The organism is Nonomuraea sp. B19D2 (assembly GCF_040137845.1).
Taxonomy (GTDB): Bacteria; Actinomycetota; Actinomycetes; order Streptosporangiales; family Streptosporangiaceae; genus Nonomuraea.
In genome coordinates this window covers 95,930-110,185 of record NZ_JBEFAK010000023.1, presented here as the reverse complement: position 1 = coordinate 110,185, position 14,256 = coordinate 95,930, and the positions used below count along the sequence as shown (strand labels likewise).

Sequence of the window (14,256 nt, the reverse complement as noted above, 5' to 3'; positions counted from 1 at the left end):
GATTCCGTGCCACTGTTCGACCTGCCGCTTGAGCAACTCCGCGACTACCGCCCCGATCGCGACGAGCCTGCCGACTTCGACGAGTTCTGGTCACGCACCCTGAGCGAGGCCAGGGAGTTCGACCTGCGCGCGGAGTACGTTCCGTACGACATCCCCTTCGCCTCCGTGGACGTGTTCGACGTCTCCTACGCGGGCTGGGGCGGGCACCGGATCAACGGGTGGTTCCTGGTGCCGCGTGGCGTGGAGGCTCCGGTGCCGTGTGTGATGCACTACATCGGTTACAGCGGCGGGCGCGGGTTCTCCAAGGACCACCTGTTCTGGCCCACGGCGGGGTACGCGGTGTTCGTGATGGAGACGCGCGGCCACGGCGGGGCGAACCCCGGCAGCCCTGGCGCCACAGGCGACCCGCACGGCAGCGCCACGCCGCAGGCGCCGGGCATGATGACCCGCGGCATCCTCGACCCGGACGACTACTACTACCGGCGGGTCTTCACCGACGCGGTCAGGGCCGTGGACGCCGCGCTCGAGCACCCGTCGGTCGACGCGAGCCGCGTCGTCGTCTCGGGCGGCAGCCAGGGCGGCGGCATCGCGCAGGCCACGGCCGCGCTGCACCCGTCGGTCAAGGCGGCGCTCATCGACGTGCCGTTCCTGACGCATTTCCGGCGCGCGGTCGAGATCACCGGGAAGGACCCGTACCAGGAGCTGGTCCGCTTCCTCGCCACCCGCAGGGACAGCGCCGAGCAGGTGTTCCGCACGCTGGCGTACTTCGACGGCCTCAACTTCGCCGCCCGCGGCCAGGCGCCCGCGCTCTACTCCGTGGCGCTGATGGACGACATCTGCCCGCCGTCCACGGTGTTCGCCGCGTACAACCACTGGCAGGGCCCGAAGGAGATCAGCGTGTGGCCGTGGAACGGCCACGAGGGCGGCGGCGGGTTCCAGTCGGAGGAGCAGCTGCGCTACCTGCACAAGCTCCTCGGCGAGGACTGACGGGTACGCCCGCCGTGCCGGTGAGCGGCACGGCGGGCGCCCGGCTCAGACGGATTGCTCTTTTACCAGGAAAGACACACTCCCTTGGGCGTCGGCTCCGGCGTCCAGAGACTTGTCGTCCAGCACGCTGGCGGCGACGGGGTCGAGATAGACGCGCGCCCCCTCGGCCTCGACCACCTCGTCCGCCGGCTCCGGCGCGGTGGCCAGCGTCAGGGTGAGCGAGCTCGAGCCCTCCCCTTGAGACGAGATGCGGATCCCGCTCTGCGAAGGCTCGGGCGCGGCCGCGGTCAGGTCGCGGATCGCCTGGGCTGCGTTGGCTGTCAGGGTGAGCACTACGGCTCCTCCTCACGGTCGACGTTCAGGAGTTGCCTGCCCTTCCCCCTTCTGCCGCACTCAACCCTTCTTGACTTCTTCTTTACCAAGAATTGCTCGCGAGGCCCGTGGACAATGGGGGTCATGGAGTTCGCGGAGCAGAGACGGGCCATGGTGGAGCTGCTGCGGGAGCAGCAGGAGATCAGCGACCGCGTGGCCGGCGCGCTGCTCGCCGTGCCGCGCCACCTCTTCGTGCCCGGCGTCGCCCCCGAGGACGCCTACCGCGACGAGCCCATCGTCACCAAACGCGACGACGCGGGCCTGCCGATCAGCTCGTCCTCGCAGCCCGCGATCATGGCCATCATGCTCGACCAGCTCGGCGTGGAGCCGGGGCAGCGGGTGCTGGAGATCGGCGCGGGCACCGGCTACAACGCGGCGCTGCTCGCGCACCTCGTGGGGCCGTCCGGGCGCGTAGTGAGCGTGGACATCGACGACGGCATCGTCACGCAGGCCAGGCGGCACCTGTCCGCCGCGGGTGTGTCGCAGGTGGAGGTGGTGTGCGCCGACGGCGCCCAGGGGCATGCCGGGCCGGCCCCGTACGACCGCCTGATCGCGACGGTCGGCGTCTGGGACCTGGCCCCCGCCTGGCTGGAGCAGCTGGGCGCGGACGGCCGTTTGGTGGCGCCGCTTGACCTGCGCGGCGTGCAGGCCTCCGTGGCCCTGGAGCGCGACGGCGACCGCTGGGCCAGCCGATCGGTGGCGCCGTGCGGGTTCATGCGGATGCGCGGGCCGTTCGCCGGGCCCGAGGTGGTCGCGGTGCTGCGCAGGGATCCGGATCTGATGCTGGCGCTGCCCGAGCCGCGCGAGGTCGGCGACGTGCCGGCCGCGCTCGACGCCGTGCCGGTGGAGATCGCCGTGAAGGAGATGGGGCCGGCCCACGCCGCGAGTTTCTCGCTCTGGCTGGCGTTGCACGAGCCCCGGTGGTGCGCCCTCAGCGGGAAGCTGGGCCGTGGCTACGGCATGAGCGTCGGCCTCGTCGAAGGCGACTCCATCGCGCTGCTCGCCCCCGAGGGCTCGCACCTGGCCCGGGGCAAGGGGGCCACGGGCGCCGGAGTGGCGGCTCAGGGCCATGGCCCCGGCGGCGCCGGACTGGCGGCCGAGCTGGCCGGACACGTCCGGGCATGGGACGAGGCCGGCCGCCCGGACATGAGCGCCTTGCGCGTGGCGGCGTACCGGAACCCGGCTCCGGTGACGGGCGGCGAAACGGTCGTCAGGAAGCACCACACCACCCTGGTGCTGAGCTTCAGCTGACCGCCCACTTCCCGTCGCGGATGAGGTCGCGGCCCTTGAGCTCGTTCGCCTCGCGCCAGGCCTGCAGGCGAAGCGGCGTGATGCGGAAGTAGTGGTACGGGTCGGGCTCCTCGCGCGGGTCGAAGCCGGCCTTCGCGGCGAACGCGTCGCCGACCTCCGCCAGGATGTCCGCCGCCGGGGTGGCCTCCGCCGTGCCCTCGATGAGGACGACGTCGCGCACCAGGCCCACGCCCAGGCGCACCCTGCCGGTGGCCAGCAGGTTGCGGGCCGTCGGGCTGGCGGTCGCCGTGGCGATGAGCAGCGTCGCGCCGTCCCAGAGGAACGACAACGGCACCAGGTACGGGACGCCGCCCTCGCCGGCCGTGGCGACCCAGAGGTCCACGTCGTGTTCGAGCCGGTCCAGGGTGTCCTGCTTGCGCTGGTCGGGGGTGCGGGGGTCAGGGCGCGTCATTCGGGGCTCCGGTCACATCGGTCTTGTCGTGCTCGTCATATTGTCGACGGTCCCGACCTGGACGTCTGACGCGCCCGGATACCCGGAATGCGGGGCCCCCTGAACTGCGACGATTACTCTCTGTATTGGAGACCTATCGCTATGTCATAGGAAAATTTCATGCGCACTCTGTTGCTGACAGCCGTGGCCGTCGTCGCCCTCGGGGGGTGCGGTGGCGTGCCGACGGACACCGCGGGCCTCGCACCGCCTACCGGGCCACCTACCGAGCCGCCTACCGAGCTGCCTACCGGGCCGCGTACCGGCGCGCAGCCGTCCGAGCAGGACAAGGCCTGGATGTGGGCCATCCACGAGGGCAACCTGGCCGAGATGCAGATGGGGCAGCTGGGGCGGGGCAAGGGCAGCACGCCGCGGATCAAGGCGATCGGCAAGATGATCGTCGCCGACCACACCGAGCTCGACACCAAGGTCACCAAGACGGCCGGGCGGCTCGGGATCAAGCTCCCCACGTCCCCGAGCGCCGATCAGCGCGCCGAGATAGTCCGGCTGAAGGAGGCGACGCGCAAGGGCTTCGACCAGGAGTTCATCGCTGTCATGACCAACGAGCACATGGAGGCGATCGCGGCCACGAAGGCGGAAGTGGCCCAGGGGTCGTCGCCGGCGGTGGTGGCGCTGGCCAAGGGCGCCCTGCCGGCGCTGGAGAAGCACCTGTCCGCGCTGCGGCAGGCCCAGGGCGGCAGCCCGGCACCGCCGGAGCCGTCGCCCGGTCCGGAGACGCCGCAGTCGCCGATGACGCCCACGGGTCACGAGTAGAGCTCCACCTCGTTGAGCATGCTGCACGTCCGGCCGATCTCCGGCTCGCAGCCGGAGGTCGGGTCGGTGACGATCTTGACGTGGCGGCCGGTCCTGGCGAGCTCCGAATACCGCAGCGCGTAGTCCGTCCTGCCGGTGATCGTGACGACCGGCTCGCCCCATGAGCGGCCGTCCGCGGAGACGTACACGCGGGCGCCGGCCGCGTGGCCCGGGCGCAGGCTGAGGCCGATGCGGGTCAGCCGGTGCATGGCGGCCAGGTCCAGCAGGCTCCCGTCCATCGTCTGCTCGACGGCCGCCTCGTTGTAGACGAACCTCTCCGAAGGTCCCGCGATCACACCGCGCCGCTCGAAGGTGCGCGCGCCGTCGTGGCTGGCGTACACCTCGGCCTGGTACGTCCCCGTGTCGCGGTAACGGGCGTACACCGTGATCAGGATCGTGCCGTCGGCCAGCTGGATCGGCACCCCGTGGGCCGCCCCGCCGGGCAGCAGGTCGCCGGGTGTGAACAGCGTCGGCTCCGAGCGTTCCCAGCTCTCCTGGTCGTCCGGCGACCTCGAGGTGAGCACGCCCAGCCGGGCCGGGTGGGGGCCGGTCCGCCGCAGGTAGTACTCCGTGGCGAAGTAGCGGCCGTCGAGCAGCTCGATGGGCGCCTCGCGCAGCGGCGTCCGGCTCGCCGGGCCGAACGTGAGGCCGCCGTCGTCGGAGATCGCCGCCGCGTTGGTGAGGGTGACGATCTCGTCCACGTTGGTGGTGAACGTGGTGATCAGCTTCTGGCGGGGAGCGCCGTCGTGCTTCAGGACGTCGATGGCCGACACGTTGGGGAAGCCCGCGAAGTCGAGCCGTTCGGACTCCGTCGGATCCCTGTCGGCGGGCGGCGGGAGGGGGTGAATCCAGCCGAGTGAGGAAGCAGTATCGATTGGGTTAGCCCCGCTCGTGGCGGAGTGATCCGGTAGCCGGCAGTAACCGGCCTCCGCCTGCGCCACGCCCGGCCACGTGGGCGCCGTCACGGCCACCGACAGGGCCACGAGCATGGATCTTGCCATCGGCATGGTCGCGTTCCTCCCCCGTCTTGCCGAGCTAACGGGACTCTAGATGATCCACGCTCCGTAACCCGGGATTCACCAGCGGGAAGTCGCCTGCCGTCCGGTCCTGGCCCGTGCCCGCCAGCGATCCATGCCGACTTCGTTAAGTGGGAGTTGACAGGAAACCGCCCCGTGACGACTATCAGGACGGCACTATTAAGTGTCAATTTACGTAGGCCGCGTCAGGAGGTGGCCCTAGATGAGCATCGAGCCGAGGGCGAGAGTGGCCCCAGAGCGAGTGCTGCCAGGCCCGGTGCCCCTGGCGCCGGAGACAGCCGCCCAGCAGCGGGTGGTCAAGCGGATCTGCGACAGGGTCGCGCCCGACGGCATCGACGTCGGCGTCGACGAAGTACCCCCAGGCGGCCTGCAGGTGTGGATCGACACCCCGGTGCCGGTGGCCAAGCAGGAGTCCTGGGTGCTCTACCACCGCATGGCCCGCGAGGTGGCCCTGGTCGGCTGGCACTGCGAGGCCGACGCGGACCGCCTGCTGGTCCTCGGATGGAGCGCCGCCTGCCTGCACAACCGCGTACGCCTGCTCCAGAGCGGGCTGCGCAGGCTGACCGACTTCGAAGCGACGGCGCAGCGGGCCGTGCAGCTCGACGGACAGCGCCCTGACCAGCCCCCCGCGCAGGTCGTGGCGGCCGTGTGCGCCTCGATCGAGCGGCGGCTGCGCTGGCCCGAGCGGCTGGCCGAGCTCGACGGGTTCGAGCGCAGCTCGGGCCTGCCACACCTGCAGTTGCTCCTCGCCCAGGTCATCGGCCTGGAGGCGAAGGTCACGACCGCCTGCGAAGAGCACCTCGTCATGGCGCGGGTGCTGGCGAGAGCCGTGTGCGAGCAGTACGCCCGCCACTCCGACCTGTCGCGCGCGCAGCGCGACGTGCTGGCAGAGTCCCGCCGATGGGTGCACGCCAGCTCCATGATCCGGGGCTCGGCCAGCGCCCGGCCGAGCCCCGTCGGCGCCGCCGGCCGTCCCCACATGGGGCTGGCGGAACGCCGCATCGCCGCGAGCGTCATCAACCACGGCGTGCCGCGGGCCACCCCCGCGGCCGTCACTCCGCTGGTCGAGCACCTCGACCACACGGAGGGCGCGCGCTGAACCAGATCCGCTCAACGGCGAGTGGTCGCCCGGAAAACCCCATTCGAGTCCGGTAGGAGAGCTCCCGTCATGCGAACCGCCCCGCACCTGCCCGCCAGAACCATGCGTGACACCCGCGACACCGACACCGCCAGGGCCCGGCGGCACCCCTACAGCCTGCACGAGGTCCCCGTGCAGGCGCCGCCGCGCGGAACCCTCGATCTCCCCGACGCCGCCCTGGTGCCCGACGTGCCCGACGTGCCCGACGTGCCCGACGTGCCCGACGTGTACGTCGAGCAGCGGCTGCTCGGCATCAGGGAGATGTCCAACCAGGCCATCGGCTCCATCGACGACCTGCTCCAGCACATCGCGTGAGCCGAAAGAGGAGAACCATGCAAGAACTAGAGCGACTGGAGCTGAGGTCGCACGAGGTCGGGGGCCACCACCCGCGCTCGGTGGCGGGCATCGACACGCCGCGCAGCCTCGACGAGGTACGCGCGCTCGTGCGGCGGGCCACGGCGTCCGGCCGCCGCCTCTACCCGATCAGCACCGGCAGGAACTGGGGCATGGGCTCGGCCATGCCGGTCACCGACCACAACCTGGTCGTCGACCTGAGCGGCATGAACCGCATCCGCAGCCTCGACCTGGAGGCCGGCTACGCGGTCGTCGAGCCGGGAGTCACCCAGGCGCAGCTCGCCGAGGTGCTGCGCGACACCCCGTGGATGCTGAACGTCACCGCCTCCTGCGCCGACACCTCCGTCGTCGGCAACGCGCTCGACCGCGGCGACGGCTGCATCCGCTCGCGCGTCCACGACACGGCCGGGATCGAGGCCGTGCTCGCCGACGGCAGCGTGGTCACCACCGGCGGGCTCGACCCGGCCGGGCGCTACCACGGCCGGGTCGCCGGGCCCGACCTCACGCCCGCGTTCGTCCAGCACAACCTGGGCATCGTCACCGCCATGGCCGTCGCGCTGGTGCCGCGCCCGCAGACCATCGCCCTCGTGCACGGCCGCTTCCAGCGCGACCAGGCCGGGACGGCGATCGGCGCGATGACCGGGTTCCTGCGCCGCGGCAACCCGGCCGACGGGCTCATGCGCGTGCGCGAGCTGTCGCTCACCCCCAGCCAGGGTGACTGGACGCTGCCCAAGGGGGTCGACCCGAGCCTGTTCACCATCCTCGGGCCGCTCATGGGCAGCGACGCCACCGTGGAACTGGCCGAGGAGCTGCTCCGCAAGGCGCTCATCGAGGTCGAGGGCGCCGAGGCGCTGCGCGTGATGGACGCGGCCGAGGTGCCCGCCGACGACCCGCTCTACCCGAGGGCGCTCATGGCGCAGGGCATTCCCACCTGCCTGGGCGTGCGCAACGCGCTCGGCGTGACCTCCTGCGACCAGATCGACGAGGGCGACATGGGCTTCCTGGCACTGCTGCCGCTGATGCCCATGCACGCGAGAAGGACCGAGCACATCCTGGCCGCGCTCCAGACGGCCGTGGACGCGCACCGCACCGCCCTCATGGTCGAGTGGAACCTCGTCAGCAAGCACCTGGCCAACGGCGTCATCCAGATCTTCTTCGACCGGGGCGCGCCGGACGCCCCCTTCCGGGCCCACCAGCTCCGCAACGACGGCAACTGCCTGCTGCGCGGGAACGGGTGCGCGATCTACCGCTCCGACATCGACCACGCCGCGGCCGACGTGTGGTCGGAGACCAGCACCGCCAGCCTCGGCATGCTGCACCGGCTCAAGACCGCTCTCGACCCGGACGGCCTGCTCTCTCCCGGCCGTTACGGCGCCTGATCATCGTGCCTGACCGAACTGTCCCGACTCCGCCGGTCGCACAGCCGGAGAGTGCCGGTTGGCGGAGCCACTCATAGCTTGGAGGTGACCACGTGCGTTCGTCACCAGCGCGGGGGACGAGCACCGTAGACCGCCGTCACGCCGTGATGCTGCGGCTGGTCGGCGCGGGTGTCATGTTGACGGTGATGGCCGACACCACGGCCACCACCCTGGCAGTCGGAGTGCTGCGGTACACACCCGCCGGCGCCGGCATGCCGCTGGGCGACCTGGTCTGGCTGACCAGCGCGGCGTTCATCCCGATCGCGGCGCTGCTGGCCACCGCGGGCCGCTGGGCGGACCTGTGCGGCCGGCGACGGGTGCTGGCCGTCGGGCTCGTGGTGTTCGTGCTGGGCGGGATCGCCACCGTCCTGGTGGACTCCTGGTCGTACGTCCTGGCGGCACGGGCCGTCCAGGGCGCCGGCGCCGCGGCGATGATCCCCGCCAGCCTCGGGCTGCTGCTCGGGGAGTTGCCGGAGTCGCAGCGGCGTGGCGCGATCGCGCTGTGGAGCTCGGCCTCCGGGCTGGGCTGCCTGCTCATGCAGGCGGGCGGCGGCTGGCTGGCCGCCGCGGTCGGCTGGCGGGCGCTGTTCGTCCCCGACGTCGTGATCGGCGTCGCGCTCCTGATCGCCTGCGTCGGGCTTCCGCCGGGTAAGCGCGCCGGGGCCAGGGGCGTGCCGGACATGCTGGGCGCGTGGCTGCTGGCCGCGGGCATCGCGGTCATCGTCCTGGCCATCTCCAAGGCCATGGCCTGGGGCATGGACGTGGTGTGGCTGGCGCTGGCCGCGCTGGCCCTGCTGGGCGGCGCGCTCGCGCAGGCCAAGCACCACCGCCTGCCGGCGATCGACCTGGCCCTGTGGCGGCGTCCCAGGTTCGTCTGGGGCTGGCTGGCGACCTGGGGCTTCGGCGCGCTGTCGTACGGGCTGCTGACCGTGCAGCCGCTGTACCTGCTCCACCTGGGCTACCCCATGCTCGAAGTGGCCATGTGGCTGACGCCCACGTCGGTGGCGGTCGTCGTGACGAGCTTCCTGGCCGGGCGCCTCGTCAAGCGGGTCGGCGCGTACGGCCTGATCTACGCCGGCTCGCTGCTCTGCGGCGGCGCCTGCGTGCTCGTGCTGACCCAGGCCGGGCCCACCGTGTGGGGCCTGATCGCCAGCGTCGTGGTCGGCATGGGCGTCGGCGCGCTCGCGCCCGGCACCTCCGTCGCCACCACCCTGGCCGCCCGCCCCCACCAGTACGCCTCCGCCGTCGGCGCGGCCACCATGGCACGCATGGTCGGCGGGGCCGTGGGCGTCGCCGTCGTGTCGGTCGTCATCGACCACCCGTTCATGACCGGCCCCTTCGCCGGGCTGGCGGGCGCGCTCGCGATGTGCGTGGCCATCTCGGTGCTCATCGGCGCACTGGCCCTCACCAAGATCACCCGGCTCCGGACCGACCCCGGCGACGTCATGATCAAAGTGCCGCGCCGGATGCTGCTGGAGTTGCGCATGACCCTCGCCACCGTGGCGGCGGAGGCCGACGCGTTGCTGCCTGTCGAGACCCGCACACCCCCCATGGACACCGCTGCGGAGAGTGTCCCGCGGCAGCGGGCGGCCGAGCCGGGCCCGCTCGCCTCGACTCGCGGGCACACGAACTAGTTCAATCTTTCGAAAGGGCTCTCGTCATGGCAACCACATCGTGCGACGTAGCCATCGTCGGCGCCGGGCTCGGCGGCTGCTTCCTCGCCTTACTGCTGAGCCGCCGCGGCCAGCGCGTCGTCGTCATCGAGCAGGGACCCTCGGTCCCCAGCGCGGGCGCCGACTTCCTCAAGCCCCCCGGGCTGCAGGTGCTCGCCCGGCACGGGCTGGCCGACCTCGCCGGACGCCATGGCCTCAGGCGCGACGTCGTCCGCTACTACCACGACGGCGACCCCATCCAGGAGTGCCACTACCCGGACGGCTTCCTCATCCGCCCCTACCGGGAGCTGGTCGAGCTCATCTACACGTGCTGCGCCATGGAGGGCGTCGACTTCTGGTTCGACGCCGGCGTCGACGACATCACGATGGGTGACGGCCGCGTCGAGGAACTGGCGCTGTCGAACGGGCGGCGGCTGCGGGCCGGCGTCGTGATCGGCGCCGACGGCACCAAGTCGGCCGTACGGCAGGCGCTCGACATCGAGCCGCGCACGACGCCGTACGAGCGGCTGCTGATGCGGGTGGCCACCGTGCCGCTGACGGCCAGCATCGCCCAGCTCAACCGGCTGTACTTCAGCTCGGAAGGCTGGTTCAGCTACCTCTATCCGCTCAACAGGGACCAGGCCAGGGTGTTCGTCGGCCTGCCCCCGGAGAACGACGAGGAGATCTTCCAGGACGGCATCCCGGCGCTGGTCGACGAGCTGAAGAAGTTCGTCACCGACAGCTCGGACGCCTTCGACTCGCTCCAGCCCGCGAACTGGCAGCGGATCAAGGTCTCCACGCTGCGGCTGGGGGCGTACCACAAGGGCAACGCGGCGCTGCTGGGCTCGGCCGCGTTCGCCTGCCACCCCATGACCGGGATGGGCATGAGCTACACGCTCCACGACGCGGAGATCCTGGCCGACGTCATCTGCGCGGCCGGCGGCGACCAAGAGCTGCTCGACCGGCTGCTGTCCGCCCGGTACGAGCCCCGCAAGCACGCCCACAGCCAGCTCATCGACTACGGGGACGCGCTGGTCGCCAGCTTCCCCGACCGGGCCGCCTATCTCGCGGCCTTCCGCCCTGACCTGCACGTCTACGGCGAGGCCCCAGTTCCGGCGCAGGGGCCGGCGGTGCTGCCCGCCCTGCAGCCGATCTGAGCCGGCGCCCCCGCCGCCCGCCGTTCCCCACCAGGTGAGGCCGTCCAGCGCCACGAGCGGCCCGGTCCCCAGGCGGCGGGGCGTCCTGTGGTAGGGCCAGCCCTACCACAGGGATGGGTGACTGCGGGAGTTCGCGTAGACTCCGCCGCAGCGATGCTGAGGGGTATTCGCTTCGGAACTCACCAGCATCGGAGACAAACAGTGACTGTGGTCGACACTCCCCGTGGCCGGGCACCGGGGGAGCGGGGCAGCGACTTCGCGAAGCTGTCGCGCCGGATCGCCCAGGCGGGGCTGCTCGACAAGCGGCCAGGCTACTACACGGCCAGGATCGGCTTCGTGGGGGGTCTTTTCGCCGGAAGCTGGGCGCTGTTCGCCGCGGTCGGCGACTCCTGGTGGCAAGTGCTCGTCGCGGTGCTGCTCGCCGTGGCGTTCGCCCAGGTGACGCTGCTGGCCCACGACCTGGCACACGGGCAGATCTGCCGGTCGCGGCGCACGTCCCGGATCGCCGGGCTGCTGGTGGGCAACCTGGCGATCGGGCTCGGATACGGCTGGTGGATGGACAAGCACACCCGCCACCACGCCAACCCCAACCATGAGGACCACGATCCCGACGTCTCGCCCGACGTGCTGCTCTGGTCGGACAACCAGGCAGAGAACGCCCGCGGGCTGGCCCGCTTCGTCGGGAGGTGGCAGGCGTTCCTGTTCTTCCCCCTGCTCACCCTGGAGGCGCTGAACCTGAAGGTGGCCAGCTTCCGCGGGCTGCGCCGTGACTCGCTGAAGGGCCGCAAGACCGAGGGACTGCTGCTGGTCGCGCACAACGTGGCATACCTGGGCGCGGCGTTCCTGGTGCTCTCGCCCGGCAAGGCGCTGGTGTTCCTCGCCGTGCACCTGGCGTGCTACGGCGTCTATCTTGGCTGCACGTTCGCGCCCAACCACAAGGGCATGCCCGTGCTCACCGCGGAAGACGAGCTGGACTACCTCCGCCGCCAGGTCCTGACCTCCAGGAACGTGCGCGGCGGGCGACTGGTCAACACCGCGCTCGGCGGCCTCAACTACCAGATCGAGCACCACCTGTTCCCCAGCATGCCCACGGCGAACCTGCGCAAGGCGCAGCCCATCGTCCGCGCGTACTGCGAGTCGATCGGCGTCGACTACATCCAGTGCGGCCTGGTCGAGTCGTGGGCGCAGGCCATGCGCCACCTGCACGCAGTGGGGCGTCCGCTCCGTGTTGGGTAGGGTTTAGGCGAAAATAGGCGGATCTGGACGGGTGGGATAGGTGGAGGTTGAGCAGACAGCACTGCCAGGGATCGGGCTACGTCACGATTTCACCACCCGTAAAGGACAGCGGATCGGTGTGGTGTCCCACCGCACCGGTCGCCGGGACCTGGTGATCTACGACGCGGAAGATCCCGACGCCGTGTGCCACGTGGTCAAGCTCAACGACGAGGAGTCCGACGCCCTAGCCGAGCTGCTCGGCGCGCCCCGCATCGTGCAGCGGCTCAACCAGCTGCACCAGGAGGTCGAGGGCCTGGTCAGCGTGCAGTTGCCCATCCCCGCCGGCTCCCCCTACGCCGGGCGCCCCATGGGCGAGGCGCGCGTGCGGACCCGTACCAGTGCCTCCATCGTCGCGGTCGTGCGCGCGGGGCAGGTGTTCGCCAGCCCCGGACCCGAGTTCGTGTTCAGGGCGGGCGACGTCGTGGTCGTCGTCGGCAGCGAGGACAGCACCGCCGAGGTGGCCGGCATTCTGGCGGACGGGTAGGGCCGCGGGTGCACGAAACCGCGGTCCTCTTTCTCGAGTTCGGTGCCGTACTGCTTGGTCTGGGAGTCCTGGGCGCGCTGGCGCTGCGCGTCGGCATCTCGCCCATCCCGCTCTACCTGATCGCCGGCCTGGCCTTCGGGACCGGCGGGCTGGTGCCGCTGGCCACCAGCGAGGAGTTCATCTCCGTCGGCGCGGAGCTGGGCGTCGTCCTGCTGCTGCTGACCCTCGGCCTGGAGTACAACGCCGACGAGCTGGTGACGAGCCTGACGGGCAATGCCCGCGCGGGCATCGTCGATCTGGTGCTCAACGCCGCGCCCGGCGCGATCTGCGCGTTACTGCTGGGCTGGGGTCCGGTGGCGGCCGTGGCCATGGCGGGCGTCACCTACGCCACCTCCTCCGGCATCACCGCCAAGGTCCTGTCCGATCTGGGATGGATCGGTAACCGGGAGACGCCGACGGTGCTGTCGCTGCTGGTGTTCGAAGACCTGACGATGGCCGTCTACCTGCCGATCCTGACCACTATGCTGGCCGGGCTGAGCCTGGTGAGCGGGGCCATCTCCGTGGGCATCGCGCTGCTGACCGTGAGCGTGGTGCTGGTCGTGGCGCTGAAGTTCGGGCGGTTCATCGAGGCGTTCGTGTCCAGCCCGAACTCCGAGGTGCTTCTCCTCAAGGTGGTCGGGCTGGCCCTGCTGGTCGCCGGGCTCGCCCAGCAGCTGCAGGTGTCGGCGGCGGTGGGCGCGTTCCTGGTCGGGATCGCGCTGTCCGGCCAGCTCGCCGAGGACGCGCACGCGCTGCTCGCGCCCTTGCGCGACCTGTTCGCGGCGGTGTTCTTCGTCTTCTTCGGCTTCCAGACCGACCCGGCGAAGATCCTGCCGGTGGCGGGGCTGGCCGCGCTGCTCGCCCTGGTCAGCATGGTCACCAAGCTGATCACAGGCGCGTACGCGGCCAGAAGGGCGGGCATCGCCAAGGCGGGCCAGGCCCGGGCGGGCATCGCGCTCATCCCGCGCGGCGAGTTCAACATCGTGATCGCGGGCCTCGCGGTGGGCGCGGGCGCGCATCCCGATCTCGGCGCGCTGGCGGCGGCGTACGTCCTCATCCTCGCGGCCTTCGGGCCCTTGGCGGCCAAGCTGGTGCAACCTCTCATCACGGCCATCGCGAAACGGGCCTGATCCGCTAGTTTGTTCGCATGGCCCAGCCCACTGAGAAGACGATCTGGTCCACGGACTGGGACAGCCTCGAGATCTCCGGCGAGAGCTACCGCCGGGTGCTGTTCCAGGACGTTGACCTGACCGAGCTCGCCGACCACGGCTCCTCGTTCGAGGAGTGCCACTTCAGCAACGTGCGCTTCAACGTGTCGGTGCACGACGGCGCCCGCTTCCTCAACTGCACGTTCACACGGTGCTCGTTCTTCGACGCCACGTTCGACGGGTGCAAGCTGACGGGCAGCGTGTTCGACGGATGCACCTACGGCCTGCTCAAGGTCGAGGGCGGCGACTGGTCGTACGTCAGCCTGCCCGGCGCCGACCTGCGGGGGAGCGCCTTCCGCGGCACCCGGCTACGGGAGGCCGACCTGTCGGGGTCCCGGCTGGAGGGCGCCGAGCTGCGCCGGGCCGACCTGTCCGGGGCGTCGCTGCGCGGCGCCGACCTGACGCGGTGCGACCTGCGCGGCAGCGACCTGAGCACGCTCGACCCGCACACCGTCACGCTCAAGGGCGCGATCATCGACCCCTTCCAGGCGACGGTCGTGGCCACGGCCCTGGGGCTGGACGTGCGGGAGTAGGCCGCACGGCAGCGCACCCGAAGATCCAGGAGGCCCTTGGCCCGCTACGAG

15 protein-coding genes are annotated in these 14,256 nt (G+C 71.3%); 12 read left to right on the top strand and 3 right to left on the bottom strand.

Annotation, left to right across the window (positions count from 1 at the left end):
• The first annotated feature begins 6 nt into the window (after window positions 1-6).
• Window positions 7-987 (top strand): acetylxylan esterase, encoded by a 981-nt coding sequence (locus ABN273_RS34840; protein ID WP_349453352.1) that lies wholly within the window; start codon window positions 7-9, stop codon window positions 985-987.
• 45 nt (window positions 988-1,032) lie between these two features.
• Here the strand turns inward: ABN273_RS34840 and ABN273_RS34835 are convergent, their stop codons facing one another.
• The gene (locus ABN273_RS34835) at window positions 1,033-1,320 is read right to left on the bottom strand and encodes a HesB/IscA family protein (protein ID WP_349453351.1); all 288 of its coding nucleotides are present in this window, start codon (window positions 1,318-1,320) and stop codon (window positions 1,033-1,035) included.
• Window positions 1,321-1,443: 123 nt separating this feature from the next.
• On the opposite strand from ABN273_RS34835, the gene fxlM reads away from it, so the two are divergent.
• Window positions 1,444-2,610: a methyltransferase, FxLD system gene (gene fxlM / locus ABN273_RS34830; RefSeq protein WP_349453350.1), complete on the top strand. Its 1,167-nt coding sequence runs from the start codon at window positions 1,444-1,446 to the stop codon at window positions 2,608-2,610.
• On the opposite strand, the gene ABN273_RS34825 is transcribed toward fxlM, so the two are convergent.
• Window positions 2,603-3,061 (bottom strand): pyridoxamine 5'-phosphate oxidase family protein, encoded by a 459-nt coding sequence (locus tag ABN273_RS34825; protein ID WP_349453349.1) that lies wholly within the window; start codon window positions 3,059-3,061, stop codon window positions 2,603-2,605. The genes fxlM and ABN273_RS34825 overlap by 8 nt on opposite strands.
• 159 nt (window positions 3,062-3,220) lie before the next feature.
• Between ABN273_RS34825 and ABN273_RS34820 the strand changes: the two genes are divergently transcribed.
• Entirely contained in the window at window positions 3,221-3,871 is a 651-nt protein-coding gene (locus ABN273_RS34820) for a DUF4142 domain-containing protein (protein ID WP_349453348.1), read from the top strand.
• On the opposite strand, the gene ABN273_RS34815 is transcribed toward ABN273_RS34820, so the two are convergent.
• Window positions 3,862-4,917: a sialidase family protein gene (locus tag ABN273_RS34815; protein ID WP_349453347.1), complete on the bottom strand. Its 1,056-nt coding sequence runs from the start codon at window positions 4,915-4,917 to the stop codon at window positions 3,862-3,864. The two genes, ABN273_RS34820 and ABN273_RS34815, sit on opposite strands and share 10 nt — an antisense overlap.
• A gap of 232 nt (window positions 4,918-5,149) precedes the next feature.
• Between ABN273_RS34815 and ABN273_RS34810 the strand changes: the two genes are divergently transcribed.
• The 9 genes from ABN273_RS34810 to ABN273_RS34770 all read left to right on the top strand — a co-directional run bounded on the left by ABN273_RS34810 (window position 5,150) and on the right by ABN273_RS34770 (window position 14,205).
• Window positions 5,150-6,046, top strand: a complete 897-nt coding sequence (locus ABN273_RS34810; protein ID WP_349453346.1) for a hypothetical protein — start codon at window positions 5,150-5,152, stop codon at window positions 6,044-6,046.
• A 69-nt stretch (window positions 6,047-6,115) separates the two neighbouring features.
• Window positions 6,116-6,400, top strand: a complete 285-nt coding sequence (locus ABN273_RS34805; RefSeq protein ID WP_349453345.1) for a hypothetical protein — start codon at window positions 6,116-6,118, stop codon at window positions 6,398-6,400.
• Window positions 6,401-6,417: 17 nt separating this feature from the next.
• Window positions 6,418-7,818 carry an FAD-binding oxidoreductase gene (locus ABN273_RS34800; protein ID WP_349453344.1) on the top strand — a complete coding sequence of 467 codons (1,401 nt, stop codon included), beginning with the start codon at window positions 6,418-6,420 and terminating at the stop codon, window positions 7,816-7,818.
• A gap of 92 nt (window positions 7,819-7,910) precedes the next feature.
• Window positions 7,911-9,491 carry an MFS transporter gene (locus ABN273_RS34795; protein ID WP_349453343.1) on the top strand — a complete coding sequence of 527 codons (1,581 nt, stop codon included), beginning with the start codon at window positions 7,911-7,913 and terminating at the stop codon, window positions 9,489-9,491.
• 26 nt (window positions 9,492-9,517) lie between these two features.
• Window positions 9,518-10,666: an FAD-dependent oxidoreductase gene (locus tag ABN273_RS34790; RefSeq protein ID WP_349453342.1), complete on the top strand. Its 1,149-nt coding sequence runs from the start codon at window positions 9,518-9,520 to the stop codon at window positions 10,664-10,666.
• A 201-nt stretch (window positions 10,667-10,867) separates the two neighbouring features.
• Window positions 10,868-11,902 carry a fatty acid desaturase family protein gene (locus ABN273_RS34785; RefSeq protein ID WP_349453341.1) on the top strand — a complete coding sequence of 345 codons (1,035 nt, stop codon included), beginning with the start codon at window positions 10,868-10,870 and terminating at the stop codon, window positions 11,900-11,902.
• Window positions 11,903-11,942: 40 nt separating this feature from the next.
• Window positions 11,943-12,425, top strand: coding sequence for a cation:proton antiporter regulatory subunit (locus ABN273_RS34780; protein ID WP_349453340.1), 483 nt, complete (start codon window positions 11,943-11,945; stop codon window positions 12,423-12,425).
• Between the two features lie 8 nt (window positions 12,426-12,433).
• Window positions 12,434-13,594 (top strand): cation:proton antiporter, encoded by a 1,161-nt coding sequence (locus tag ABN273_RS34775; RefSeq protein ID WP_349453339.1) that lies wholly within the window; start codon window positions 12,434-12,436, stop codon window positions 13,592-13,594.
• Between the two features lie 17 nt (window positions 13,595-13,611).
• On the top strand, window positions 13,612-14,205 hold the full coding sequence (locus ABN273_RS34770) for a pentapeptide repeat-containing protein (protein WP_349453338.1): 594 nt from the start codon (window positions 13,612-13,614) through the stop codon (window positions 14,203-14,205).
• Window positions 14,206-14,256 lie beyond the last annotated feature (51 nt).